Source organism: Micromonospora sp. CA-248260, from assembly GCF_050942205.1.
Taxonomy (GTDB): domain Bacteria; phylum Actinomycetota; class Actinomycetes; order Mycobacteriales; family Micromonosporaceae; genus Micromonospora; species Micromonospora antibiotica.
In genome coordinates this window covers 4,411,908-4,438,343 of sequence record NZ_CP192021.1, presented here as the reverse complement: position 1 = coordinate 4,438,343, position 26,436 = coordinate 4,411,908, and the positions used below count along the sequence as shown (strand labels likewise).

The following is a 26,436-nucleotide window of genomic DNA, read 5'->3' as shown; positions in this document are numbered from 1 at the left end:
AGACGAACCGCAGAGACAACCGGAGGTGAGGACAGATGTCGAGTCCGTTGTCCAACCAGGTCGAGCAGGCGCTCGCCGAACTCGAACGGCAGAAGGCCGCGATCGACGAGATCCAGGGTGGCCTGCACACCGTCTACAGCACGGTCACCGCGAAGAACCGGGCGGTGGCGGTGACCGTCGACAGTCGGGGAGCGGTCACGGCGATCAAGTTTCCGACCTCGGCGTACCGGACGATGGCCGGTCCGGAGTTGGGGGAGTTGCTGGTCGACACGATCGAGGCGGCCCGGGGCGAGGCGATGGCCCGTACCGTCGCGGCGTTCGAGTCGCTGCTCCCCGCCGGCCTGCCCATGATGGACCTGCTGACCGGCGGGGTCGACCCGGAACACGGCCCGCTGCCGATGGACCAGCTGCTCAACGAGATGTTCCGGACGGCCGGGCCGGCCGACGACCCGACGCCGACGCCCCCGGCCGGAGCCCACTGATGCCCCCGGCCGTGGGGCCGATCGGTGCGGACACCGGCCGGCTGACCAACCCGAACTTCGACCCGTTCACCGAGGAACTGGACCGGGTGCAGCGGGCGCTGCGGCGCAGCGACACCGACCATCCCGGACTCGTCGGGGAACCGTACGCGGACATCGACGAGATCGTGGCGAACCTGCCGAAGGCGTCGGTCGGCGCGGACCTCATCCGGCTGCTGGGTGCGGTGCCCCAGGGCTACCAGGAGGACCTGCGGGAACTGGGCCGACTCCTGGCGAGCATGGAGGCGACCAACGCCGACATCTCCGGCGGGGTCAACAGCGGGCGGCACACCTAACGGCCGACAGCACTGCCCGCCCCGGCGGGCAGTGCTCCGGCGCACGGGCCTTCAGTGCTCCGGCAGCCGGGCAGACAGTGCTCCGGCGCGTGGCCGGGCAGTGCCCTGGCGCAACACCTGACAACGGCATGACGACGAGGGGTGGTCTCCGGTGGCGATCGAGGTTTCGGCCGAACTGGCCAACTTCCTGCGGTTCCTGGTCGGCGAGAAGTTCCCGAAGGCCGACGAGACCAACCTCTTCGCCACCGCCGAGGCGCTGCGGCGGGCCGCCGAGCAGGTGGCCACGTCGAGCGAGACGTTCGGCGACGGGGTACGGGCGTACCGGGCCGGGGTGAACGGGCAGGCCGAGGACTCCTTCGTCGACACGATGGAGCGCTACGTCCTGCACAGCCCCGGCTACCTCGGTCTGGTGTCGAAGTACACCAACCGGATGGGGGACAGCTACCGGGGCACCGCCACCGAGGTGCAGTACGCCAAGCTGATGATCATCGCGGCGCTGCTCGCCCTGATGGTGGAACTGCTGACGGCGCTGGCGATCGCCTGGATCAACCCGGGCGCCGCGCTGGCCCGACTGACGGTCGGCCGGGTGATCATGCGGGTCATCTTCCAGAACGTCACCACCCGGGTCCTGTTCCAGGTGGCCATGGCGCAGGCCGTCGGGATCGGCCTCCAGACGGTGATGGACCGGCTGGTGCAGCTCTACCAGATCCGCAACCACACCCGCGACGGCTGGAACAACGAGCTGACCCGTGCCGCCGCCGAGGTCGGCTCGCTCGGCGGCGCGGTCGGCCTCGGCCTCGGCGGGCTCATGCAGGGGCTGGAGCGGCTGGTCCGGTCGACGAACATCGGCCGGCGGGTCGGGCTGACGGCATCGTCGAACACCCCCGAACCGCACGGCTTCCGGCCGGGTGAGGCGGCCCAGGAGATCGCCAACGAGGGCGTCAGCGAGTGGCTCACCGAGTTCCTCTACAACGGCATGACGACCGGCGAGTGGGACGCCGACGGGGCGGCCGTCGTCGCCGGTGTGCTGTCCGGGGTGGCGGGTGTCGCCGGCACCGCCATCGGGCAGCAGCTGAACAGGGCCACCGCCGGTGACCGGGACCGTAAGGCGGACCCGTCGGCGTCTACGGACCCGGTGCCGGACGAGCAGTTGCCCGCGTACGACCCGGTCCGCCTGCCGGCGTACGACGAACCACCGTCGTACGCCGAGGCGGTGGCCGCAGTGCCCGAGGCGGGTGCCGGCGGCACCGGCACCGACGGCACGACCCTCGGCCCGATGACGCCCGGTGGGGCGACCCCCGGCGCGATGACGCCCGGCGGGGCGACACCGGGCGGTGCGGGCCGGGGCGGTGCGGTGGGGGCGCGGGCTCCGGGGCCGGCGGGACCGGGCCGACGGCCCGTCCGGGTACCGGCGGTGGCGCTGGCGACGCCGGCACGGCCGGGCCCCGGCCGGCCGACGGTGTGTCGACACCGCCGGGAGAGCCGGCCGGGCCCGCGCCGGTGGACCCGGGCGGTCTCACCGCCGGTGACAGCCCCGGCCTGGCGGACCTGTTGACCGCACCCGACCTGTCGGGCGCACCCGGCCCGTCCACCGCCTCGGACCTGTCCGCGGCGCCCGGTGCGTCCGCGCCGGTGGACCTGTCCCCGTCGGCCGGTTCCTGGGCGGGTGGACCGCAGCCGGTCGGCGCACAGGTGCCGGGCGGGTCGGGACCTGCCACCCAACCGCCGGGCACGTCGCCCGGGGCCGGGTCGGGGACGCAGCCAGCAGCCGGATCGCAGCCCGGCGGGCAGCCGGGGGCCGGATCGCAGCCAGCGGCCGGATCGCAGCCCGGGGCGCAGCCAGCTGCCGGGTCGGGGTCCCGGGCGCAGCCGGGGAACGCCTCCGGGCCCGGTGCGTCGTCGGGCGTACCGGCGGCGGGTCCACAGCCGGTGCCGGTGGGTGCGGTGCCCGACGCCACCGGGACGCTGGTCCAGGGCCGTGGGGCCGTCCTGGAGCAGCGGCTGACCGGGGTACTTCCCCCGTACGACGGTACGGCGCTGGACTGTGTGATCCGGCTGGCGGCGGTGGTCGGTGAATTCTCGGCCCTGCCCCGGGTGACCCGGGACGACACGGCGGTCGACCCCGCGCGTCCGGAGCGGGACCTCGCCGCGCAGCTCGGCACCGAGTGGCAGCCGGTCTCCGACTGGGCGCAGGTGCTCGGCCCGGTCCGTGCCGCCGGCCCGAACGCGGTGGCGGCGGTGCTGGTGGAGCCACCGAACGCCCCACGGCACGCCTTCGCCCTGGTCAATGAGGGTGGCGAGCTGTTCTGGGTGGAGACCCAGGCGACCGAGGGCCGACGGGTCCGGCCGGTCGGCGAACCGCCGGAACTGCCGGTGGGCGCTCGGGTCATCGTGCGGGACGGGCAGGGAATGCCGGTGCCGGTGACGCCGGGCGGCACGGCTACCGTGAGTGCCCTGGTGGACCCCGCCAGCACCAGCCGGTACGGCATGTCCCGGCCGGACCCGACACCCCCGGACCCCACCACGACCAGCCAACCCGTCGAGCCGGCGACCGTGCCGACGGTCGAGCCGGCCACCCGGACCGTCCAGGAGCTGCCGGCGGACCTGGTGCGGGTGCCGGCCAACGGGCGGTGTCTGCCCTACGCGGTCCTGACGTCCGCGCCGGGGCTGGTGTCGCATCGGTTGGCGGCTGCCGAGCTGCTGTCGCCGCAGGTGGGTGGGTGGCTGGCAGAGCCCGACGACGTGCGTGCGGCGGTGGGTTGGCATGCCGAACAGCTCTCCATCGGCGCGGTGCCCGTCCCCGCCGACGCACCACTGGACCGCACCGCCGACGCCATGATCGATCTCGTCGCCGGATATCTGACCATGCACCGCGACGCCCTACCGTCGGTGATCCCCGAGGTCCGTCAGGCACTGGCCGACCGGGAACGGGTGGAACCCGACCTGGTCTCCCGCGCCGACCGGATCGCCGTGCTGGAGCGGGACGGGTTCACCGACCTGACCGGGTTGACCGACGACGACCTGCGCACCACCTACCTCGACTGGTACGGCTTCCATGCCGGGCCATTGACCGACCAGGAGTTCGACGTGCTCCTGGCCGCCGTACGCGACTGGTCCCGCTCCTGGTCGGAACCGGTCGGTGTGGCCCTGCTGCCCCTGCTGGCCTACGCGCTCGACGTGTCGTTGAGCGTGCGCAGCCGTGCCGACGGCCGGGTCCGCGCGGTCTACGGGCCGGCCGACGCCGCAGCGGTGTCGGTGTACCACAACGACCGCGACCACTTCGACGCCTCGTCCGCCGGGCCGGACACCCCCGCCACCAGCGGTCTCCCTGCCACCGCCACTCCCCACCGCCAGGCGGCCCGGGACGATTCGGCCCCTCCTGTCGTCGCCGACCTGCCGGTCTCCCCGGAGGCTTCGGCTCCCCGGGTCGTCGCGGACCTTCCGGCTGCTCCGGTCGTCGTCGACCTTTCGGCCACGGCCGACGCTCCGGCCGCCCCGGTCGTGGTCGACCTCTTCGGCGTGCCGGGCACCCCGGCACGACCGGTGACCCCCGCCACTCCCGACTCACTGACCGCCGCCGACGTCCCGGACGAGTCGCCGGTCGGCGTGGATCTCGACGAGACCTACGGGCCGGCGGTACGGGCGGCCCGCATCACGCCGGGGGAACGCGACGACGCCGGGGACGTACGCCTCAATCCGCTCTGGTACCGGCTGGCGGACTTCCCCGCCCACCTGCTCGACCCGGCGCGGGCGCGGTCCTGGCGCTACGTGGTGGCCGAGGACGGCGAGATCTACCTCGGTGCGGCCGACGCCGCCGCGGCGATGCGGCCACGGGACTTCCAAGCCCTACTGGCGGGGATGCGGCAGCACGATCCGGAGTTGACCGCCGAGCGGTTGCGGGAGCAGCTCGGCGGGCAGGGCCACGCGGGCCTCGCCGTCGGCTTCGACGCGCGGGGCCGGGCCATCGAGCGGCACGCCCGGGTGGGTGGCGAACTGACCTGGAACGAGTCGGCCCGGCGCTGGCAGGTCGACGACCGTTCGGCCCAGTACATGGGGGCGACCCGCCCGACGGTGCACCCCGACGAGGTGCAGGGCTGGTTGGGCACCGTCGCGGCGACGGTCGGCGACCGGCTCGACCGGGACGTCACCGTGGTCCGGCACACCCCCGACGACGCCGACCCGGTGGCCACCGTCACCGTCGACTTCGCCCCCGGCCAGCGGGCGGCCGAGGACGGGCAGTGGCCCGAACTCGACCTGTTCGTCGACCAGGTCGTCGCCCAGGCCCGCCGGGCGTGGGAATCCGACCGGCCCCGGGTGGTGCGGGTCCGGATCGAGGGCGGCGGCAACGGCGGCCGGCTGCTGCGGCGGGGGGCCGCCCGCACCGGACGGCGGCGGGCGGCCTCGCTGGCGGAGCTGGTCGGCACGATGGTGGCGGCGCGACTGCGGACCGAGGGGATTCCGCCACGGATGGTGCGGGTCGACCAGAGCAGCCGGGGTGCCGGCCGGTCGAAGGCACCCGGCGGCACGCAGCGCCCGGCGACACCCCGGCAACGCCGCCGGGCGGTGCTCTGGACCGAGCCGGGGCCCGCCTACGCCAACCGGATCCGTCGCCGGGGGCCCGCACCGGCCGACCGTGCCGGCCAGGACCGCACCGACCAGGACGGGCGACGGTTGCGCAGATCCACCCCGGCCGGTCGGGTGGACCGGTCCGCTCCGGGTCAACTGCGCAAGGAGCCTGACGGGACCTGGTGGTTCGGAGGCGCCCAGGTCGTGACCCACGACCTCCCCGGCCGACCGGGGAGTATCGCCCTGCTGTCGGACCGGGAATGGCGTCGGCTGGCCCGCGACCCTCGGCTACCCGCCGCGACCGACGGGGTGACGGTGCTGGTGCATGGGGCCGGCGACCGGTTCCGGGTGCCACTGCGGCACACCGACGGCCGTACCGGCGAGGTGACGCTGAGCGTCGACGAGCTGCACACGATGCTGGAGTCGCCCGAGCGGGACGGCCGGCGACTGGCGCTGCTGTCCTGCGCGGCGGGTCGGATCGGCGCGCGGTCCGTGCAGCGCCTGGCCGACCTGCGCGACACCGACGTGTACGCGCCCGAGGGTGACCTGGTGGTGGCCGGGACGACGGGGCACCTGCCGGTGTCGGTCGACGGCCGGCCGTGGACACTGTTCGTGCCTGACGGCACCGGGGCGTGGGACGTGGTCAACGACGAGATCGTCGACCCCGACCGGTCGGACGCGCCGTTCGCCGTGCCGTTCGCCGGGTACGCCAGCCGGGCCGGTGACGCCGACCCGGACGGCGTACGGCTGACCAACGCCCCGCTGCCGCCGACCGGGTGGGACCGGATCCGCATCATCGGCGACGGGCTCTGCCTGCTCAGCGCGGTCGCCGTCGCGGCACCCGAGGCGATGGCCGACATCGCGGGTATGCCGGCGGACGCCGTGGACCGGCTGCTGCGGGTACGCCGCGCGGGCGTCCACGACACTGACCTGACCGATATCGACACGGCGCTGCGGGAGGAGATCCTGCGGCGGGTGGCCGACCCCTCCCCGGCGATGGTGGAGCTGTTCGACCAGGTGGCCACGACCTGGCTGTTCCCGGTCGGATACGACGTGCAGACCACCCTGCTCGACGCGGTCGACACCTGGGACTGGCAGCGGCTGCTGCCCGGCCAGGACGATCCGGACGACGGTGGCCGGGTCGGTGACGTGCTGCCCCTGGTGATCGGTGCGGCGCTGGGCCGGCCGGTGTGGCAGGGGCGGCTCGACCCGCCGTCGGTGACGGTGCTCTGGCCGGACGGCGACGGGACGCCGGTGCGGTTGCTCTACAACGGGCACGACCACTACGACGCCTGGGTCCCCGACGCCCTCGTCACCCCGGCCGCCCCGGTCGGCGTCCCCGACGACGACGGCGGCCGGACCGTCGACACCGGCGACAGCGGCAAGGAGCCCGACTGGCGAGGGGTGGCCAGCAGCCCGAAGCGGCGGGGGGTGCTGTGGCCCTGGGACGGCGAGGAACTGGCCACGACGGTGACCACGCTCATCCGGCAGGTCGACGCGGTGGACCTGCCCGGCCAGCACCTGCTCGTCCTGCTCGCCGACGCCGAACGTGCACTGCTGCTCGGTGGGCGGGTGCTGCCCGAGGCGATGCTGGACGCCTTCTTCGCCGGCGGGCACAACGGCGGGCCGTGGGCGCCGACCATCGACGTCGATCCGCGGGCGCCGCTGGTGCTCACCGTGGTCAGCGACGACGACGCGAACGCGGTGGCGTTCGGTCGCTCCGTCGAGCGGGAACTACGCCGCCGCCTGGACGTGGGCCAGGCGGCACCGGCCCACCTGAGCGTGGTGGTCATGCAGGAGTCCCAGGTGCCTGCCGAGCCGGTACGGATACCCCGGCTCCGTTTCCGGCTCCCCGTACCCCCCGCCGGGCGGCTGTCCCGGGCGCAGCTCGCCGGCCTGCCCGAGCGGGTCCGGCAGGCGTACGTCGCGCTACCTGACTACACGGCCGGCGACCCGGCCCCGGCGTACGAGCGACTGTCGCAGGACCAGCGGGAGCAGCCGCGGGTGGCGGCGCAGCAGGCGACGCCGCCGCACGCGGAGTCCACCCCGCCCGGCCCGGTGCGGCGGGTGACCGTCGCGGACACCGGTCTGGCCGACGGTCTCGGCGGGCACCGGGGCTGGTTGCTGCGCGGCGGATGGCCGTCGACGGTGGCGGACACCACCGGGGCGGCCCCGGTGGAGCTGGCCGTGGCGGCCCCGGCCGACACCACCCGGTTGGTCCGGCTGTCGTTGCCCGCGATCGAGGACCAGCCGGCGCTGGAGGTGGACGCGCTGGTGGAACCGCCGGCAGGGGCGTCGCTCGACGTCAACCCACGCCTGATCACCGTGGTCCCGCTGTGGCGCAACGACTTCGTCGACGGCCCGGTGGCCCAGCCGATCACGGACCCGCCCGAGATGGTCCGCCGGGCCTGGCAGTACGTGATCGAGGACACGGAGCAGACCGAGACCGCCGGGATCCTGGCCGAGCGGTCCGACCAGCACGACGACAGCCCGCTCGACGGGATCGAGCGCCGGATGCTGCAGGCCCGGGTCCTCGCCGCGATCCGGGAGACCTTCTGGGAGACGTTCGGGGAGACCCCGGCGTACGCCGCCGGGCTGGCCGCGTTCCTCGAGATGCCCGAGGACACACCCCTGGCCGACTACTGGCAGCACGAACCGGTCCGCGAGCTGATCCTGCGGCGTCCATGGCAGCTGCTCTCCGGGGTGCTGGTGACCTACGTGGACCGGTACGGCTGGCAGGGCGCACACCGGATCGTCGTACAGCCCGGCCGGCTGGACGCGGAGTCGTCCGACGCGCTGGTCACCCCGGACGGCACCCGCTACACCGCAGCCGACTACCTGGCCCGGCTGCCGACCACCGGGGGCACCCGGGTGCTGTTCTTCCCGGACCTCGACCACGCCGCCGTGGTGGATTCCGCCTTCATCCAGGGGGTACGGGCCTCCGCCATCGTCGTCCTGCCGACGCTGCTGCCCGCCGACGTGCACTGGATCGTGCTCGGCGCCAGTGCCGTCACCGGCGCCGAGGTGAGCCAGCTCGTCACCCAACTCGACGGAGCGCTCGCCCGGGCCACCCTGCACGCCGCGGACCCGGTCGAGGGCCGTGAGCTGGCCCAGGCGCTGCTCGCCGACCCCGCCCTGCGGATCTACGAGGACGACGACTGGCTCACCGAGATCTTCGACAGCGAGCTGCTGGCCACGCCGACCGAACCCGTGCGGCTGCTGCTCGCCCGGGCGGAAAGGGGAGACGCCGCAAGCATCCTAAGGGAGTTGCGGGAGGCCGGGGTCCTGTTGATCGATCCAGCCGTGCTACCGAGGCACCGCGTGCTGATCGAGATCACCGATCCCCGTCCGGAGCTGGTGCAGTCCTTCCAGACCACCCGTGGTGGGACACGCTGGGCGCAGTTCCTCTTCGACGGCAGGTACGCCGCCGACCATCCCGACACGTGGCGGGTGATAAGCGAGCCCTGGTCGCGCATCCAGTCCTGGCTGGCCGTCCTCGACCCGGGCCGGACCTATCCCTGGGACCAGTTCCTGCTGGCCATGGCACATCGGGACCAGGTTGCGCGGCGCATCGGTGAAACCCCGGGCGCCTGGCCGGGGGCCGGTCACCGCTTCGCCCCGGTGTCGCCCGCCGCACTGGCGCAGGTGCAGGAACTGTTCGCCGGCCGGTCCGACCGGGAGGGGGTGATCTGGACCGAATCCGCCGAGTCGTCGAGCCCGACGTTGTTGCTGGTCGACGCGGCCGCCCGGAGAATCGTCGATCATCCGATGGTCTACTTCGTCCCGCAGCCGCCGGAGGCCCGGGCGGTGGTCACCATCCCGCAGCGCGAGGACCTGAGCGGCCGGGGGTTGGTCGTCGCCACCGGGCAGCTCGACGGCGACCGGCTGACCGGCGACGGCTGGGAGGTGACCGCCGACGAGGTGATCGGGAGCGAGGCGTTGCGGGCGCACCCCCGGGTCGTCCTGCTCGACCGGTCGCCGCCGGAGGGGAGCCCGTTCGTCGAGCGGCTGCTGGAGCGGGGCGTCGGCGTGCTCGCGCCCGACGCCGACCTGGCCGGCTGGACCGCCGTCTATCAGCTCCCCGGCTGGCAGCTGGAGTTGACCGGCCCGGACAGCGCGGACCTGCTGCGCGAGCTCCGGCACGAGTTCGACGCGGTGGTGCTCAGCGCGGCCGAGGCCCACCGCCGGACCCCGACACAGACCGCGCTGGTCCGCGCGGTCTTCGACCTGCTCGGTCGGCCGTACGGGCAGGAGGTCGTCGACGGTCACCTGCACCTGCACCTGGACCGGTGGGCCTCGGCCGAGGCGTTCGCGGCCGAGGCCGGCCACGACGGGCTGCTCCTCGTCGGCGACTCCGACCAGCACCAGCACGACCTGACCCTGCGGGTCCCCGTCGACCAGGTCCGGGTGTTCCAGCGCTGGTCCGGCGAGGAGCTTCACCTGGTCACCGTGGACCCGGCCACGATCGCCCCCGTCACGGACTTCCTCCGCGACCGGATCGCGACCGGCCCCGTCGTCCGCTGGACGCCCGACCTGGGCCGGGCGGCGCGGGCGGCGGACGTGGGCCAGCCCTATGCGGACCACGTCACGCTGGGCGGGCTGCCGATCTCGGCCGGCCACGTCGACGACCTGATCCGGACGACCCGCGACAACCCGTCGTGGCGCGGCCTGGGCTGGGCGGTGGACCCGGATGCGGACGACGATGCCCTGGTGTGGCTGGGCCCGGAGATGGCCGCCATGGAGTTCCCGGTCGACGGGGGTGAATCCCTGCTCGCCGTGGGCATGCCGGCGTCGGCCGTGCCCACCGCCGACCGGTACGGCAACGGCGCGGTGCTCTGGTCGGCCGGTCGCTCCGGGCTGCCGGCCTCCCTGCGTGCGGCGTTCCGGGTGGCCGTGGTGCCACTGTCCGAGCTGGACGACATCGTCGACGGTGTGCGGGCGGGTTTCCCGGCGTCCGACGCGGTCGCCGTCCTGACGGAGCGGCTACCCGAGGGGACCCGGATCATCGTGGTGCCCGGCGAGGTCGAGTCGATCGCGGAGATCCCCGAGATCTTCGACGCGGTGTTCGCGGTGGTGACCCGCTCCACCGTCGGCGACCCCGGAACGTGGACGGCGTACGCGTGGTCCGAAGACGAACAACGGATCGGTGTGCTGACCGGCGCGGATCTGTCGTACGTCGTCGCTGGCGTGGCCGCCACGGACCCGGCGCTGCGGGAGCAGGTCGTGCCGGCCCCGACGATGCTGGCGCTGCCGCAGACCGCCGTGCGGTTCCTGGCCGACCGGGTGGCCGCCCGAGACGCCGACCCACCCGTCGGGCACGCCGTCACCGATGTCGCCTTCGTCGCCGTCGAGGAGATCAGCGCCGACGACCGCGTGTACACCCTGCCGGAGGGTTCGGTGATGCGCGTGATGGCACCCGGTCCGGACGGGGAGCACGTCCTGCACGGCTGGTTCATCGACGGGGACATCCTGGCCGAGGCCGAGCACGACATCCTGGGTGAGGAGGACGGATCGCTGGCTACCTCCCTGCCGAGCCAACTCGCCGACGACTTGTCCTACGACCGGCGGCTCGCGATGCTCGAACTGGCCCGTCTCGTCGGAGTCGGACAGCCCGTCACCGAGAATCCGCTGCGTCAGCATGGGATCCGCCCGGCCGACCGGACCTTCGTGCCCGACTGGACGGTGCCGGTCGGCCCGCCGGGCGGACCGGCCTGGTGGGTCGGCGCGGACGTGTCGGTCATCGAGATCACGTCGGCCCCCGCCGGCCGGCTCCCCGCCCGGCGGGTGCTGGCGTGGGAGGTGACACCCCCCGCCACCGGCACCGGGCAACCGTCCGACGACGTGCCGCCGCCGCAGCTGGTGGCGGTCCCCTACCGGGACGGACCGCTGCTGGGAGTCATGCCCGACCAGGTCTGGGCGTGGGGGCTGGGCCCGCTGCTGGGCGAACGGGGCGTCCTCGTCGAACCCGGCGTGGTGAGCGGTGACGGGGTGACCACCGGGCGTCCCGACGGGCGCGGCGCGCTGCCCGCCGACGACTACCGGGCGATCCTGCCGGACACCGCCGCCGGCCTCCCCGTCGTCGTGCTGCTCGACACCGGTACCGCGGCCCAGGAGTTCGCCGGGGCGCTCGCCGCGCGGTCGGCCGTGGTGCTGGTCCGCACCGGCGACGGACAGTGGCAGGCCCACCATCCCCGGCCGGGCACCGGCGTTCCCGACGTCATGACGGGACCTCAGGCGTACCAGCTGGCAAACCGGGCCGTCGCGGTGGTCACCGCCGAGCTGGCCGAGCTGGCGGGCGCGGTCAACGACCTGGGCCAGGAGTGGGGCGGGACCATCCCGCCCGACGGCGTCAACCTGTGGGGCCGGCTGTCCGGGCTGCCCGCCAGCACCTTGGCGGACCGGGCCGCCCGGCTCGCCTCGGCCCTGTTCGGGATGGACCGGCTGAGGGCCGCTGTGGACGGCCCCTCCGGCGAACAGTCGGTGGGCCGGGTGCTCACCCACCTCGGTCTGCCCGGAGCGGCGGGGCAGCACCCGGCGTTGCTGGCCCGACGGCTGCACGCGCTGCAGTTCGCCCCGGTGCCGGTCACGGCCCTGGGGCTGCTGCCGGCCAACGCGGTCGCCCTGGTCTGGCTGGGCGACGCCGTGGTCCTCGTCCATCGCGCTCCCGACGGCACGCTGACGCTCGTGCGGCCGCAGGCCGAGTCGGCCGACCGGCTGACCGCGCTCGACCCCGACGGGTTGACCGAACCACCGTGGATGCTGCTGGCGCAGGGACGGCTGGTGGCGGTGCGCGTCGCGAGTGGCCACCGGATGCTCGGCGGCCAGGTCGTATCCGACCCGCCCCCGTACCCCGCCCGGGAGCGGCCGGCGGACCAGGACCCGGACCTGCCCTCGGACCCCGACCAGGACCCGTCGTCGGACGCCGACCAGGACCGGTCGTCGGACTGGGAGCGGGATCAGGACCGGTCGTCGGATTCTGACCAGGACCGGTCGTCGGAGCCCGACCAGGACCCGTCGTCGGACGCCGACCAGGATCGGTCGTCGGACCGGGAGCCGGATCAGGATGCCTCGTCGGACCGGGACTCGGATTCCACGTCGACCGGCGCGGCGGGGACGGAGCCCGGCCCGGTCGACACCGCGTCGGTGTCGACCAGCTCGACGGAGGGGACCACAGCCGCCGCAGCCGGCCCGTCCCCGGCGGCGCTGCACGCCGCCGGGGAGGCGCTGCGCCGGCTGCCGGCGGCCCGCCTCGCGGTCGGTCGGCAGGTCCGCCGGGGCAGACCGTCCCTGCCCCGCCTCGCCGGGTGGGTCGACGCGGTGCAGACCGACGAGGCCGGTGCCACCGAGGACAGCTCCCGGGTCCGGGCGGTCAGCGCCCACCTCGTCCTGCACGGGCGGATCGGCGACCTCCCGGTGACCGAAACGGCGGTGACCACGCTCAGCCTGGCCGGGTTCCACCAGGCACTGGGCGGGCGGCCGGTGGCAACCGACGTCGACCGTCCCGGTTCGCTCATCCAGGCGTTGACCCGCCGGCCGGGGGCGATGCTCCTGGTCCACGAGCAGCCGCCGGACGCGCCCGGCCGGGTGTTCTGGCTGGTCGCCGACGACCGGGACGGTGCCGTGGTGCCCCGGGTGGTCGACCCCGCCCGGCCGGGTGCGTTCGCCCGGTCCGCCGCCGCTGACCCGGTCACCGCCACGGCGCTGACCCGCGCCGGCACCACCGTGCTGGCGGTGGACGCCCACGGCGACGCGATGGACCTGGCCGACTTCCTCACCCCGTCGCCGGCCGGCCTCACCCGGGCCGTCGCCGATCCGGCGCTGGTCGTGTCCGACGCCACCGACCTGGTCCAGGCCATGGTGCGGCTGGTCGACGACTACTTCGGACGGACCCCGCGCGCGCTCGGCGCACAGCTCACGGTGACCCCGGAGACCATCCCCGGCACCCTGGCCGCCGCGCTGGGTGGGCAGTTCGAACCGCTGCACGACGTCGAGGCCACCGTCACCGCGCTGCGCGCCGCACCAGGCTCGGTGGCGCTGGCGTACCTGCCCCGGGCGGAGGAGCCGGGACATCTGCTCATGTTCGTCGTCGAGCCCGGGTTGGCGACGGTGCCGGCCCAGCTCATGGTCGTCGGGGTCGACGCCGTCGGGCTCAGTGACGCCGACCTCACCGAGGCGCTGTCCACCGGCCGGGCCCAGGTGCTGCTGCTCGACGCGACCGGCGAGGCCCGCCAGGTGCCCGGTCGGGAACCCACGGCGGAGCAGGTCACCGCGGTACGAACCGCGGTCACCGCGCAGCCCCTGCTGATCGGGGTGCCGCACACCGGCCACCCGGCCTGGAGCGACAGGCTCACCGCCCAGGTGACCCGGCGACTGGGCACACTGGGCGTGACCATGGCCAGCGCCCGGCCCCTGCTGCACGCGCTGGCCACCGACCCCACCGGGTTCCTGCACCACGGCGCCGGCCACCCGGTCCGGGTGGGCCGGGACAGGCGGTTCGCCTGGGTGCGCCTCGTACCCCGGCCGAGCGACACCGACGAGGTGCGGCTCGCCCCCGGCCTGGGTGGTATCGAGGACCGGCGGACCGCAGGTGTGTCGGCGTCGACGTGGGCGCAGCCACAGGCCACCACCGCCCGGGTCGTGGTGCCGATCCCCGCCGGGGGTGTCGGGGTGGCCGTCCTGGGTGGCGTGCTGAGCAGTCGGGCGGTCCGCACGATCGGGCAGTCCCTCACCACCGGTGACAACGGCATGGTGATCGGGGTGCCCGACTCGTTCCTCACCCGCAGCGCGGTGTTCGTCCAGGTCGAGATCACCGAGCGGCCCGCCCCACCGGCCTGGGCCGACGTCCCGGCCACCTGGGTGCCCGGCGACGGCGACCGCCTCTGGTTCCGTACCCCCGAGGTGTTGGCCACGATGCGGCCGATCAGCGACGGCACCGCGCTGACGGTGAGTCGCGCCGGGGCGGCGCTCCTGCGGGACGCGAGCTACCCGGTGGAGGTCGTCGACGACGGCGCCCTGGCGACCACCGTGCAGTCCGGCATTCCCGACGTGGTCCGCCGGGGGAGCAACCTGCGGGTCTGGCGGCTCTGGGGCGGCCAGCGGGCACTCGACGCGGTGCAGCCCGGGGCGACCGGCCTGACCGCGACCAGCTCGTCGTGGCTGCGCCGACCCGCCTACGCCCAGGGGGTCCGGCCCGCCCTGCGGCTCACCCGGCTGACCCCGATCGGTGAGCTGCCCGAATCGGCGCTGCTGCGCGCGGCGGCCTCGGTCACCACCGGTCAGTCGGTGCAGTCCGCCTCGGACCGGGGTGGCTTCCTCGCGGTGCTGATCGGTCGGGCGTTCGGCCTGTTCCGGCTCTCCGCCGGACCGACCGTCTCGGTCGTCGACCGCCGGGCGCAGGCCCTCGCCCCGCAGGTCGAGACCACCGCCGGGCAGGAGACGGGCGACCACGTCCTGGGGCTCTACCTGGCCGAGTACACCGGCACGGTGCAGTGGAGCATGCACCGGTCGGTCACCCGGTCGCTGGCGTACCGGGGGCTGCGGCGCGGGTCGCAGCCGGTGTCGGTGCGGACACTGCTGGTCGTGCCGCAACAGCACGCGGCGGCGCTCTCCGGGGTCACCCCGTCGGCGCGGCCCGACCGCGACCTGGTGGCCCTGCTCGCCGGCACCGTCGAGGACGACCCGGACGACCCGCGTACCCTGCCCGACTACCTGTGGCAGGGTGACCGGCTGCGGATCGGACGCGGCTTCCTGCACGGCGGGGACCTGGTCGCCGGCCTGGTCGCCGACCGGCTGCGGCGACTGCTCGACGACGATCGCAACGCGGTGTACCGGCAGTACCTGCCCGACTGGGACAACCCGCGGGTGCAGACCGACCGGATCCGGCGGGCCCTGGACCGGCTCGGCAACGAGGAACGCCTCGCGGCGCAGAACAGCCCGAGCCGCTACTCGGCACGCCTGTTGGCCACCGCCGACGGGGAACTGCTGATCGAGCTGCGGGTGCGGGACATCTTCTCCGGCCGCACGCTGGAGGTGCGGATCGGGGTCCGGCGTCGCCACCCGGACACCGCACCCCGGTACCTCGGCCGGCGGGGCACCCACCCGGACCCGGTCACCGCCGACCTCCCCGAGCCCAGCGACAGCGGGTCGAGCGAGTCGGAGGACGACGAGCCGACGGTGAAGCTGCGCACCAGCCAGGGCCGGGCACAGGCGGCGACGAACCGGGCCGTCCGCAGCGTCGCGTCGGGCGTGCAGGCGGGCGCGTCGGTGGGCAGCGACGCGCTCGGTGGTGCCGCCGGCATCGGGTTGCGACTCCAGGGCGTCTGGCGGGACGTCATCGAGGTGACCCAGGGCAGCCAGGCGGGCGTCGTCGGCGTCGGCGGCGGCGCGGTCGCCGTGTTCGCCGACGACGTCCGGTTGGAACTGTCGGCGTCGGTCATCGTCGAGTACCGCGGGTTCCTCGCCGACGCCTGGCGGTGGCTGGCCGACCACCCCGTGCAGGCGCAGCCACTGCGCTTCGCCGGCGACGCCACCATCGACCTCGAACTCGGTTTCTCGGTGCCGTTCACCCAGACCATCGCGGTCGGGCAGCCGCAGCCGGTCGTGCTGCCCACGCCGGCCGGCGCCCCGAGTGCGGGCATCGTGCTGCGCGAGGCGCTCGGTGAACTCCTGCCCGCAGCCGTGACCCCGCAGCGGCAACGGCTACGCCACCTCGGCGCGGCACTGGCCCAGCACACCGTCGCCCACCATGTCCACGGCCTGCCCGAGCTGCGCGAGCAACTGCTGGACGCGTTGCGGGGCGCCACCGCGGACTACATGGACGCCGGGCACCTGCCGTCCGGCACCGGCGGTCGTCGGCGGGGCACGGCGTTCAGCGGCGACATCCCCGGCACCCCCCTGCACCAGTGGCTCAACGCCTTCGTCGACCAGGGCCACCTGGCGGCGCTGCTGGCACCGGCGACCCAGCAACCCCAGCCGGTGCACGCCCCCAGCGTGGTCGTCGGCGACGACGTGCCGGTCACGGTCTTCGTCTTCGCCGAGGTGATCGGCCACGACCAGACGCCGACCGGCGCGGTCACCGGCGACGGGTACGAGAGCGCGGTCGCCGGGTACGCGGTCCGCCGCTCGGCCGCGGACCGGGGTGGACAGTTCCGGCTGGAGGTCGGCGGGGGCGGCGCGGCGTGGCGGGCGGACGAGCCCAGCGCCCCCGCCCAGCCCGGTGACGCGGGTGGGGGAACGCCCGGCGGTCAGGCACCCGCCCCGAACCCCACCCAGCCGGCCGCCCGCACCCCCACCCAGCCGCCCGCGACCCTGGCGCTGCGGCTGTTCGGCCGGCGGCAGATCGAGTGGACCAACGGCGAGACGGTCCTCGCCGTCGCCGAGGTCGAACGGACCGTCAAGCACTCCGAGTCCCGGACCGTCCTGCTGGGTGTGCACGGTCGGCTGCGGGTCCACCTCGCCGTGGTGCTCACCGAACCCAAGTGGGTGCTGCCCGACCGGTCCTTCACCCGCTACCGGCAGGTGGGTGACGTGTCCCTGCTGGGTCAGATGTCGGCCGAGGAGTACCGGCAGGCCCTCGGCCTGACCCCCGGTGGCTGGCGGCTGCCGCGCGAGGTCACCCCGCCGGCGGCGCAGGTGATGCACCAGACCAGCCGGCTGGTGGACGTCCCGGCCATCGGTCAGGCCATGCTGGGCTGGCTGCGTTCGCTGCGCCTCGGCGGCGACGAGGGAATGGAACTGGTCGGCCACGACCGGAACACCGGCATGAACATCAGCACCGTCCTGCACCACACCGACCCGGTCACCGTGGCCGCGCACCTGGGCGACCTCTTCGACGGTGGCCTGAGCTTCGTGCTGCGCTACCCCGGACTGCTCAGCCGTCCGGCGGTGCAGATCATCGTCCGGGCGGTACCGGCCACCGACCCGCCACAGGTGGGTGAGCTGCGGGCGGGCACCAGCAACCTCGAGTTGAGTACCGTCAGCGAGGTCGGCGGCGGACGCCAGTCGGGCGAGGCCGTCACCGACGAGGTGGTCCCGGTGGCGCACGTCGGAGAGCGGGCGGCGCTCAACGCGCTCGGGGCGCTGGGGCGTACCGCCGCCGGCCGCTCCAGCGACGTCACCCTCGGCCGGGCGGTCAGCGCCGTCGAGACCACCGGCCCCTGGCTGCCGGTCGACTACGGGCCACAACGGCTGGTCTTCACCGCCCACCGTCGCCGGCAGGAGATCGGCCGGCACGAGATCACCGTGCCGCTGCGCACCGAGACCGCCGCCGAACACCTCAACCTCACCTACCGGCCGACCGGCCCGGCCGCCGTGCTGCCCGACCCGGCCGCGGTGACCGACGCCCCGTTGACCCTGGGTGGAACGGACGGGCCGCTGCGGCTGGTGCCGATCCCGGCCGACAACTGGCTGGCCTGGCGGGGCGACGCCGTGCCGGTGCCCGACCGCTATGCGGCGCTCGGCTTCAACGGCGCCGCCGCCCTCCAGGCCACCGCGCTGCGGGCGCTGCGGATCGTCGGCACCGCAGCGACGATCGGGATGCCCGGAACGACACTCAACTACCAGCTGATGACCCTGCTGGGACGAACCCACCTGTGGGCCGCCACCCCACACCGGATGGCCGGCCCCTACGAGATCACCCTCGCCGACGGGTACCGGCTCGTCCTGCACACCCGGGTCACCGCGGTACGGCTGGACACCGTGCTCGTGCCCGCCGAGGGAAACTCCGGTGTCGGTGGGGCCGGCCGGCACGGCGACGCCCGCCTGGTGGCCCGCGCCGACGCCGCCCTGCCGGACACCCTCGGCACCTCGGTCGGGGTCGTGCCGGCGCTCGGCGTCTCGGTGCCGGGCAACTCCAGCCACCAGGAGGCCGCCGCGCACCGGACCGACGTGCTGCGGCTGGGACTGGACGACGAGGGCGCGCGGGCGAAGGTGTGGTGGAGCACCGAGACGGTCGTCGTCGCCGAGCACACCGACCTCACCGGCACCCGCCGTACCGCGCTGCAGGTGACCATGCCCGACTCGCAGCCGGTGCTGGTCGATCAGGCCGAGGCCCTGGACCACCTGCTGGCCGGTGACGCCCCCGGGAGCGCGCCCGTCGACCGGGTGGTCGTGGCCGCGCTCCTGGAGCAGGCGGTCCACGCCGCGAAGCAGGCGCAGAAGGCGCTGAAGTCCTGGCGGGAGCTGGAACGGATCGCCCTGGTCGCCGAGTTCCCCGGGGACGCCGGCAGCACCGCCGACACGCTCGCCAGGGCCGCCGCCGAGAACGCGGCGGAACGGGCCGAGGCGGAGGCGTCGGCCCGTCGCCGCTGGTGGGAGGCCCGAGCCGAGGTCGAACGACTGGTGGCGTTGGCCGCCGGACACCTCGGCCGGGGTTCCGCAGCCGACCCGGTGCTGCTTCCCCCGACCGACGGCACCGATCCGACGTCGCCCGGTGGGCGACCCGCCCCGCCAGCGGCCGGGCGGCGCGACCCGGTCGACCCGGTTGACCCGGTTGACCCGGTTGCCCCCGTCGACCCGGTTGACCCGGTTGCCCCCGTCGACCCGGTCGTCGACGACCGTGCGCCGGCCGGGTCGGTCGTAGCGGCAGCCCCGGCCGGGCCGTCACCGTCACCGTCACCGTCGATGGTCCGTGCGGGCACCGACAACCAGTTCACCGCACTTCCTCCCCCCGCCGTCGGGGAGGTCGTCGACGTCAACCGCAACGGCCTCTGCCTGCTCGAATCCGTGGTCGTCAGCGCGTTGCCCGAGGTGCGCGGCCTGTTGCCCGACGGGTACCACGGGCAGCTCGACGAGATCCAGGCATGGCGGGACGCCCGTGGGCCCGTCGACGTGACCCTGCCCTCCCGCCTGCGCCCCCTGGTCCTACGGGTTGCCGACGGCCTGCGCGCCCAGATCCATGCCCTGCTCGTCGACGGCCGGCTCGCCGAGGTGGAACAGGTGATCGCCGACGGCGGACTATTGGGCCGGGGCGTCAGGGCACAGCGGCGGGTACGCGTCCAACTCGCGCGGACGGTCAACAGGTGGCAGGCGGACTGGGCGGCCGACACCGGCGACTACCTCGTCCTGTTGGTCGGAGCGGCGCTGCGCCGGCCGGTGGTGCTGGCCACCCCCGTCCCGTCGGCCCGTCCGGCCGCTGGCTCCCGGTCGACCGGCGACACGGCGACGGCGGTCCGTGATCAGGCCGCCGACGACGTGCAGGCGAACGTCGGAGGCTGGTCGATCCGGACGGTCTACAACCCGCGCTTCGACGGTGCCGAGGCCCGGATCAGCGAGGGACCGGTGCTGCTCTACCTGGCGAACGGCCACTACCGGGCGTGGCTCCCGGAACCGGACGTGCTCGATCTGGCCCGGGCCCGGGAGGAGGCGCTCGAACTGCCCCGCCCGACGGTCGACCTCTGGCGCGAGAGCACCGATCCGGCGACCCGCCGACCCACGACGACCGGGAGCGATCCCGGGTACGGCGCTGCGGACAGCGACGTCGTGCTCAGCGACACGGACAGCGACGCCGAGAGCGGTGCCGGGTCCGACGGTGCCGTCCTCGGCCATCCGGGCGGTCACCCCGGCGTACCCCGGTCGACCGGCCGGGGACGGCACCCGTTGACGCTGGCGGGGTTGGAGACGGCCGTGCAGGAGACCCAGGACGTTCAGGCCGCCGTCCGTCCGGCCGGCTCGGTGACGGATTGGCGCCCGCCCGAGGATCCGTTGTCGTGTCTGGCTCTGGCCCGTCGGTTCGCGGTCGTCCTGCATCCGGGCATCGACGGGTTCGTCCGGCCGGGCCTGCGGGTCGGTCGGACCCGGGACGACGCTGCGATCGGTGCCCGGTGGGCCGGCGACTTCGCCGGTGACCGGTCCGACTGGGCGGTGGTGGATTCCTGGGCGCAGGTCGAGCGGGCACTCGTCGCCGCCGTGCCCGGGACCGCCGTCTTCGTCCTGCTGGAACGTCCGGGCAGCGCCCCTGGGCACGCCTTCGCGGGGTACCGGTTGGACCGGGAGACCGATCCGGTGCGGTGGGTGCAGTTCGGCGGCGACCGGGGCGCGGTGCTGCTGCCCCGGGCCGCAGCGGACAACCGGCTGCCCCGGCTCAACGCCCTCGGCCCGGAGGTCGCCGCCCGTGCGGTCCTGGTGGATCCCGAGGGCACTGTCGATCCGGCGGCGCTTGTCGACGCCGGGACGTTCGCGCCCGTCGCCTCGACCTCGGTGGCGCGGGCGATCGTGGACGCGCCGGTGAACCGGACCTTCCTGGGCCATGGCACGGAGTTCGAGTTCTTCGAGATGCTCGACCTCAGCGCGGCCGCCGACATGTTCACGGGAGCCACCGCCGAGACGCTGCCCGATCTGGCCCGGACGAGAGCGCTCGCCAGGGACCCCGCGGGAACGACAGTCATCGAGGTGGAGACCAAGACCTACTTCCGCGACAGCGGCGACGGCCAGCTCTACCGGCGACCGGCCCCGAAACGGACCAAGGAGGCCGTCGCCATCCTGGAGGTCATCGTCGGCGTCGTGCCCGACACCGACGCCGAGATGGACGCCCACCACGGCGGCGAGTCGTTGTACCCGGCGATGACCGCGTTGGGTCAGGCCCTGTCTGCGCTCACCGGGCCCGTCCCGTTCGCCCAGCTCCTGGGCACGGTGCAGGCCGCCGGTCACCTCCCCCAGGTGGTGCTGACACCGCTCGGTCGCAAGGCGAACGTCGGCCCGCGCCCGTCGGACAGCGAGCCCGGCGCCCGGGTGCACCACAGCATCGGGGTCCCGCTCGCCGGTGCCCACTCGTTCCTGAGCTACGTCGCCCGGCACACCTGGCGCAGCCCGACGAGTGTGTCTCCCTCCTACGCCCGCCCCCACCTGGAGGACGCGTTGTCCTTCGCCGACACCGTGGCCGACCACTTCGCCGACGGGGGCGGCAGCCCTCGGGACGTCGCGGAGCTACGCGGGTTCGCCACCGTGCTGTACTCCAACACCGCAGGCGTCGCCGGAGCCTGGCTCCACCGGGGTCTGGTCAAGGAGAACGTCGCGGCGTTGTCCCGGCAGGACATGCGGATGCTGCTCGACGCGTTGTCACCGGCGGCACAGGCCTATTTCCAGGCCAACTTCACGGAGATCGCGCAGTTGTTCCGCGGGATGTTCACGGACCGGTTCCCGGATCTCGAAGAGCGCTTCGAGCTGAGGACCGGGGTCAAGCTGGCCGGTGACTTCTTCCAGAACGGCGCCTTCGTCGACAAGAAGAACAACAACAAGCAGCAGTCGATCATCGACTACCTCCGCGGAGACGTGCGGCAGCATCTCGGGTACGGCGGAATGACCGTGATCAACGGTTTCGACACGTCGAACGGTGCGCTGCCGCTGATGGTGCTGGAGGTCCGGTACTTCGGCGCGCAGCACGTCGACGGCGCCACCGCCCAGGTGGAGGCAGCGGTCCTGCGCCGGGAGGCCGGGGCGGCCTTCGACGAGGCGCTGCAGGTCACCGGCGTGGCGGTGGAGCGTCCGGGGGGCCTCCAGCTGGCCCTGCCCGACCGGGAACTCTGGCCGATGTGGCGGCACGCCGGCCCGCCCGGCCTGCTCACCGTCGAGTTGCCGCTGTACGCGCCGAACTGGTCGCTACGCCCCCTGTTGCCGGTTGCCGACGACGTGACGGCGATCCGGGTCGTCCAACACGTGAGCCTCTCCGAGCACTACGTCTTCCTGCAACGCCTCGCGGACCTCACCGGCCGGCCCGTCTACGCGTTGGCCGGGGAGGCGACGCCGAGGTGGGATCCGGATGCGGGGGAGCTGCGGGTCGACTGGCCCGACGGCACGCGGCCCTGGCTGGAGTTCCTGCCGGCGTTGTACGACGCCGACAGCGACCGGGGAATCCGGCGGGGTGTCGACCCCGACGGGGTGCTCGTCCCGCTGGACGACCGGGTCGACCTGCTGGAGCCGACGACGGTCCACCTGAACCTGTATCCGCCGGACGTGGCGCACGTCCTGCCGCCCCTCTTCGGCACCGAGGACCCCGACGTGCTCGACCTGGTGCCACTGATCCAGGCGTCCGACAGCCGCCAGCTGATCTTCGCCGGTCCCGACGCACCGACGTACCTGCCCGGCTGGGCGACGACCGTCGTCGAGACGGTCATCGCCCAGTCGACACCGGTCGAGGGTCTCGTCCTCGTCGGGCACCCGCTGCCGCACGCGGCGGCGCAGACCCTGGTCGACGTGCTCGGACAGGCGGTGGCCGAGCAGCCGGGACTTCTCGTCACACCGGTGGTCCTGACCCACGGGGCGGACATCGACATCACGACGCGCGCCGGCGCGGCCCGGATGGTGTCCACCGACGACGGCCTCGGCGGATGGCGGGTGTTCCGGCCGGACCAGAAGGGCCGCACGAGTGCCGTCCCCGACGACCTGCGCGCGGTGATCACCACCCCGACCGTGGCACCGGAACAGCCGCAGGACACCGCGGACCCGCTGGGGCCCGACGGGGCGGAGCCGGCCCCGCCCCGCAATGAACCCCGCACGGTGCCGCGCGGGGAGGACGAGCCGTTGGAGTGGACGATCCGGCGCGCGATGGCACAGGTCGCGGTCCGCGAGCACCACTGGGTCGACCCGGTCAGCCGGCCCGGACCCGCCCGGGACGACCGCTACGAGGTCGTGTCGCGGTTCGAGGCCCGCCGGTTCCACTACGGCGGCCAGCCGGTGACCGACCTGACCGTGCGGGTGTGGCTCGACGACGACACCGGTCGGGCGATGTTCGCCGCCCTCAAGCGGGGGGTGGACCGGGTGTTCAACAGCAGCGCCGATGCGACGGCGTACCGGCTGCCCAACCGGTTCGGCGACCTGCTGCACGTGACCGTGGAGCGGGCCGCCGCCCCGCACGACGCCCACCTGCGGGTCCAGGTGATCGACGAGGGGCCGACCGACCAGTTCCACTGGCGTCGCGACGCCCTGGAGGAGGACCTGGTACACGAGTTCGCCCACCAGCTCGGCCTGCGCGAGGAGTACCGCGACGACACCGCACCGCACCGCCCGCACGTGCCGGGCAGCCTGCTCGGCGACCTCGCGGGTCGTCCCACCGACGCCCTGTCCGACGAGGAACGGGCGGCGCTGTCCGACGAGGAGAAGGCCCAGCTGCGCGGCATGCGGTGGGCCGGGCTGCGCTCGCGTCACCTCCACCTGCTGGCGGCGCTGGTCGGCGAACCGGACACCGATGGGGAGTACCGGGCGGTGGACCCGGTGCTCCGACCGATCGGTGTCGCGCCCTTCGCACCGCAGACCACGACGGACCAGCCGGGGCAGCAGCCTCCGGCAGCCGATCCGACGGTGCCGCCGGTCAGGGCGGCCCAGCTGGAACGCACCTGGCGCACCCGGCCCGAGCGCCTCGACGTCGAGGCCCCGGTCCGGATCGCCGCGGACCACGCCGTCCGGGCGGTTCTCGACCGGGTGGAGCTGCTCCGCCGGCCGTGGGACCTGGAACTGCTCGGCGACAACCTGCCGTCGGCGGCCGCTGGGGACCACCAGCGGCTCACCCCGGCTGAACCGGTAGCCGACTGGGCGGTGTTGACCGGACCGACCCGCGACGCGATCGCCCGGCGGGCCGCGCTGGTCACCTCCTGGTTGGCCGGCCTGCCGCAGCCGGCGACAGCCGGCACGGCGGTGGAGTTCGGGCTGGTGCTGGGGGTGCCCCCGGAGCTGCTTGCCGATTCCCGGGACAACGCCGTGGCCCGCGTCCTCGCCGACGCCGCTGCCGACTTCCTCCGGGGCCAGCTCGACGCCCGGCTCCCCGTCGGGATGCTCCCGGTACGGGTCCTCGTCGAGGTCACCGACTTCGACGGGGTCGTCGACGGGGTCCGCGACCAGATCCGGATGCAGGTCGAGTTGTCCCTGCGCCGGGTGCTCCCCGGCCCGGTGTACGCCGACGACCCGACGTCCGGCAGCGCGGTCGGCGGAGTCCACGACGGTCGGGACCTCCGCAACGACGTGCTGCTGCGCGTCACCGAGGCGCGGCAGGCCCTCGAAGGGCTGCCCGCCGGGGAACCGGAGACCGCGGCGGCGGTCGTCGTCCACCAGCTCGGCAGCGTCCTGGTCCGGCTGCTGCCGGTGCTCGTCACGCCGGCCCTGGCCGTCCCCTTCGCGGCCCACGCCGTACGGGTGCGCGGCGTGCTGGACGACTTCCGGTGGCTGGTGGGCCGGTGGGCGCAGCAGTGGCGCACCGGCGACGTCGAGGTCGCCGAGCTGGTCACCCGCGCGACCGGGACGCTCGACGCGATCGTCGACCTGACGCCGCTGATCGAGCTGGCCCCGGCCGCCCATCGCGACCTCGACCTGACACCGCTGGTCGACGGCCACCAGGCGGACGACGCGGACCACGTCGCGGCGCTGGCCCGGTTCCGTGCCGAGCTGGCCCGGCTGCGCGACGCCACCGGGATCGCGCTGGACGGGCCGATCATGCAGGTCTACGGCTGGCAACTGCTGACCCAGGCACTCGGGGCGCTGTGGTTCGGCGTGACCGAGGGTCCCGGACCGGTCGCGGATTCACGCGCCCTCGGGGCTGCCGCTGCGGCGCTCGACGCGTACCACGAGGTGGTCGGCGGGCTCGGTGCCGGCACCGCCGATCTCGCGGCGTTCGACCGGGCCGCCGGGGCCGTCGGGGTGCTGGCAGGCTGGCTGCGTCCCCACCCCGACCAGGCGGCGACGGACCGGGAGCTCGCCCGGCTCGACGACGCGCTGGCGGTGGTGGGTCTGCGCACCGACGCGCAGCTCGACCGGCTCGCCCTGGACACCCGGGAGGCGATGCTCGACGGGCTCCTCGACGCGGCGACCGCCGCCCTGGACACGTTCCGGATCAGCCGCGACCCCGGCCGTGGCGCTCTCGCCGGGATCCCCGGGGCGCCGGGCCCGCTCGCCGACTGGATGACGCTGCTGCGCACCCTGCAACAGATGAGCGCCCTCTGGAACGGCGGGGAGCCGGACCGGCCCCGGCTGCGTGCCATGCACGGCCTCGCCGGACAGGTCCGCGACGGCATCGCGGCCGGTCGGGCCGACTTCGTCCGACTGGCCAACCGGGAGGATCCCGGTGGCGACCCGCGTGCGGTGTCGGACCGGGTGCTCGACGCGCCGGCTGCCGGGGCCCGCCGTCCGGCCACCCCGGTCCGGTCTGCCACGGGCGTGACCGGACCCGGGACGGTGCGGCCGGGCCCCGGTCAGGTCCTGCTGCATCTGGTCGTCGAGGTGCCCCGGGGGCAGCAGAGCGGGTCCACGGAGCCGGTGTCGACCGACCTGTACCAGGACCCGGCCACCGGACGGGTACAGGTCGCGACCGGTGACCCGTACGCCCCCGTCGCCGTGTTCACCCGGCCGGAGACCGCGTACGGGGTGGCCCGGGGGATGGCCGACCACCTCGCGCAGGTGGGTCTGCTCTCCGGCGACGGCCCGGTGGTACGCCGGTTCGTGGTCGACGCCGACGCGTTCACCGCCCCGGACGACGCGCAGGTGTACGTCTTCCCGGCCCGTGACTTCGCGGCCCTGGTCGGCCGGGCCGAACCCGGCTCGCTGGACAGCTACGCGACCGACCCGGAAGCGGTCGACGACACCACCCGTGCCCTGGACGCGCTCGCCCCCGCTGACACCCCGGTCGTCACCGTCGACGAGGCCAGCCGGATGCTGCCGACGCGGGAGCCGAACGCCCGACACCGATCGCGCCCGGACCCGGCCCCGGTCGCCACCGGCGACCGACCTGCCGGCACCGCCGTCCCCCCGGTCGTCCGTCGGAACGCCGGTCCGGCTGCCGCCGTCCCGCCGGGCACGGTGCCGGCCGGTCCGGTCCCGCCGGGCACGGTGCCCCCGGGCGTGGTCCTGGCGGGGATGGTCCTGGCGGGGATGGCCCTGCCGGACACCGTCGTCGTGCCGGGACTCGGTGACATCCTGGTCACCGGACTCCCCGGACTGCCGGTGTACCCGCCCGGCGCGCGGTCGACCACACCCGCCCCGGTACCGGACCGCCCCGGCAGCCCGCCACGCCGCCGACGGCGCACCCCGCGACCGGCGGCCGATCGGGGGTGAACCGGCACGCCCCGGGGGCCGTTGTG

General features: G+C 74.7%; 4 protein-coding genes. All 4 read left to right on the top strand.

The features are described from left to right. The first annotated feature begins 35 nt into the window (after nucleotides 1-35). The 4 genes from ACQP2H_RS19245 (at nucleotide 36) to ACQP2H_RS19230 (ending at nucleotide 26,410) form a co-directional block, all read left to right on the top strand. The gene (locus ACQP2H_RS19245) at nucleotides 36-482 is read left to right on the top strand and encodes a YbaB/EbfC family nucleoid-associated protein (RefSeq protein WP_219463178.1); all 447 of its coding nucleotides are present in this window, start codon (nucleotides 36-38) and stop codon (nucleotides 480-482) included. After that, a complete protein-coding gene (locus tag ACQP2H_RS19240; RefSeq protein WP_357534114.1) occupies nucleotides 482-814 on the top strand; it encodes a hypothetical protein in 333 nt (110 codons plus the stop codon). Before ACQP2H_RS19245 ends, ACQP2H_RS19240 begins: the two co-directional genes overlap by 1 nt. Nucleotides 815-965: 151 nt before the next feature. Next, nucleotides 966-2,369, top strand: coding sequence for a hypothetical protein (locus tag ACQP2H_RS19235; RefSeq protein ID WP_433228337.1), 1,404 nt, complete (start codon nucleotides 966-968; stop codon nucleotides 2,367-2,369). A 389-nt stretch (nucleotides 2,370-2,758) separates the two neighbouring features. Next, nucleotides 2,759-26,410, top strand: a complete 23,652-nt coding sequence (locus tag ACQP2H_RS19230) for a toxin glutamine deamidase domain-containing protein (protein WP_433228334.1) — start codon at nucleotides 2,759-2,761, stop codon at nucleotides 26,408-26,410. The last annotated feature ends 26 nt before the right edge of the window (nucleotides 26,411-26,436 follow it).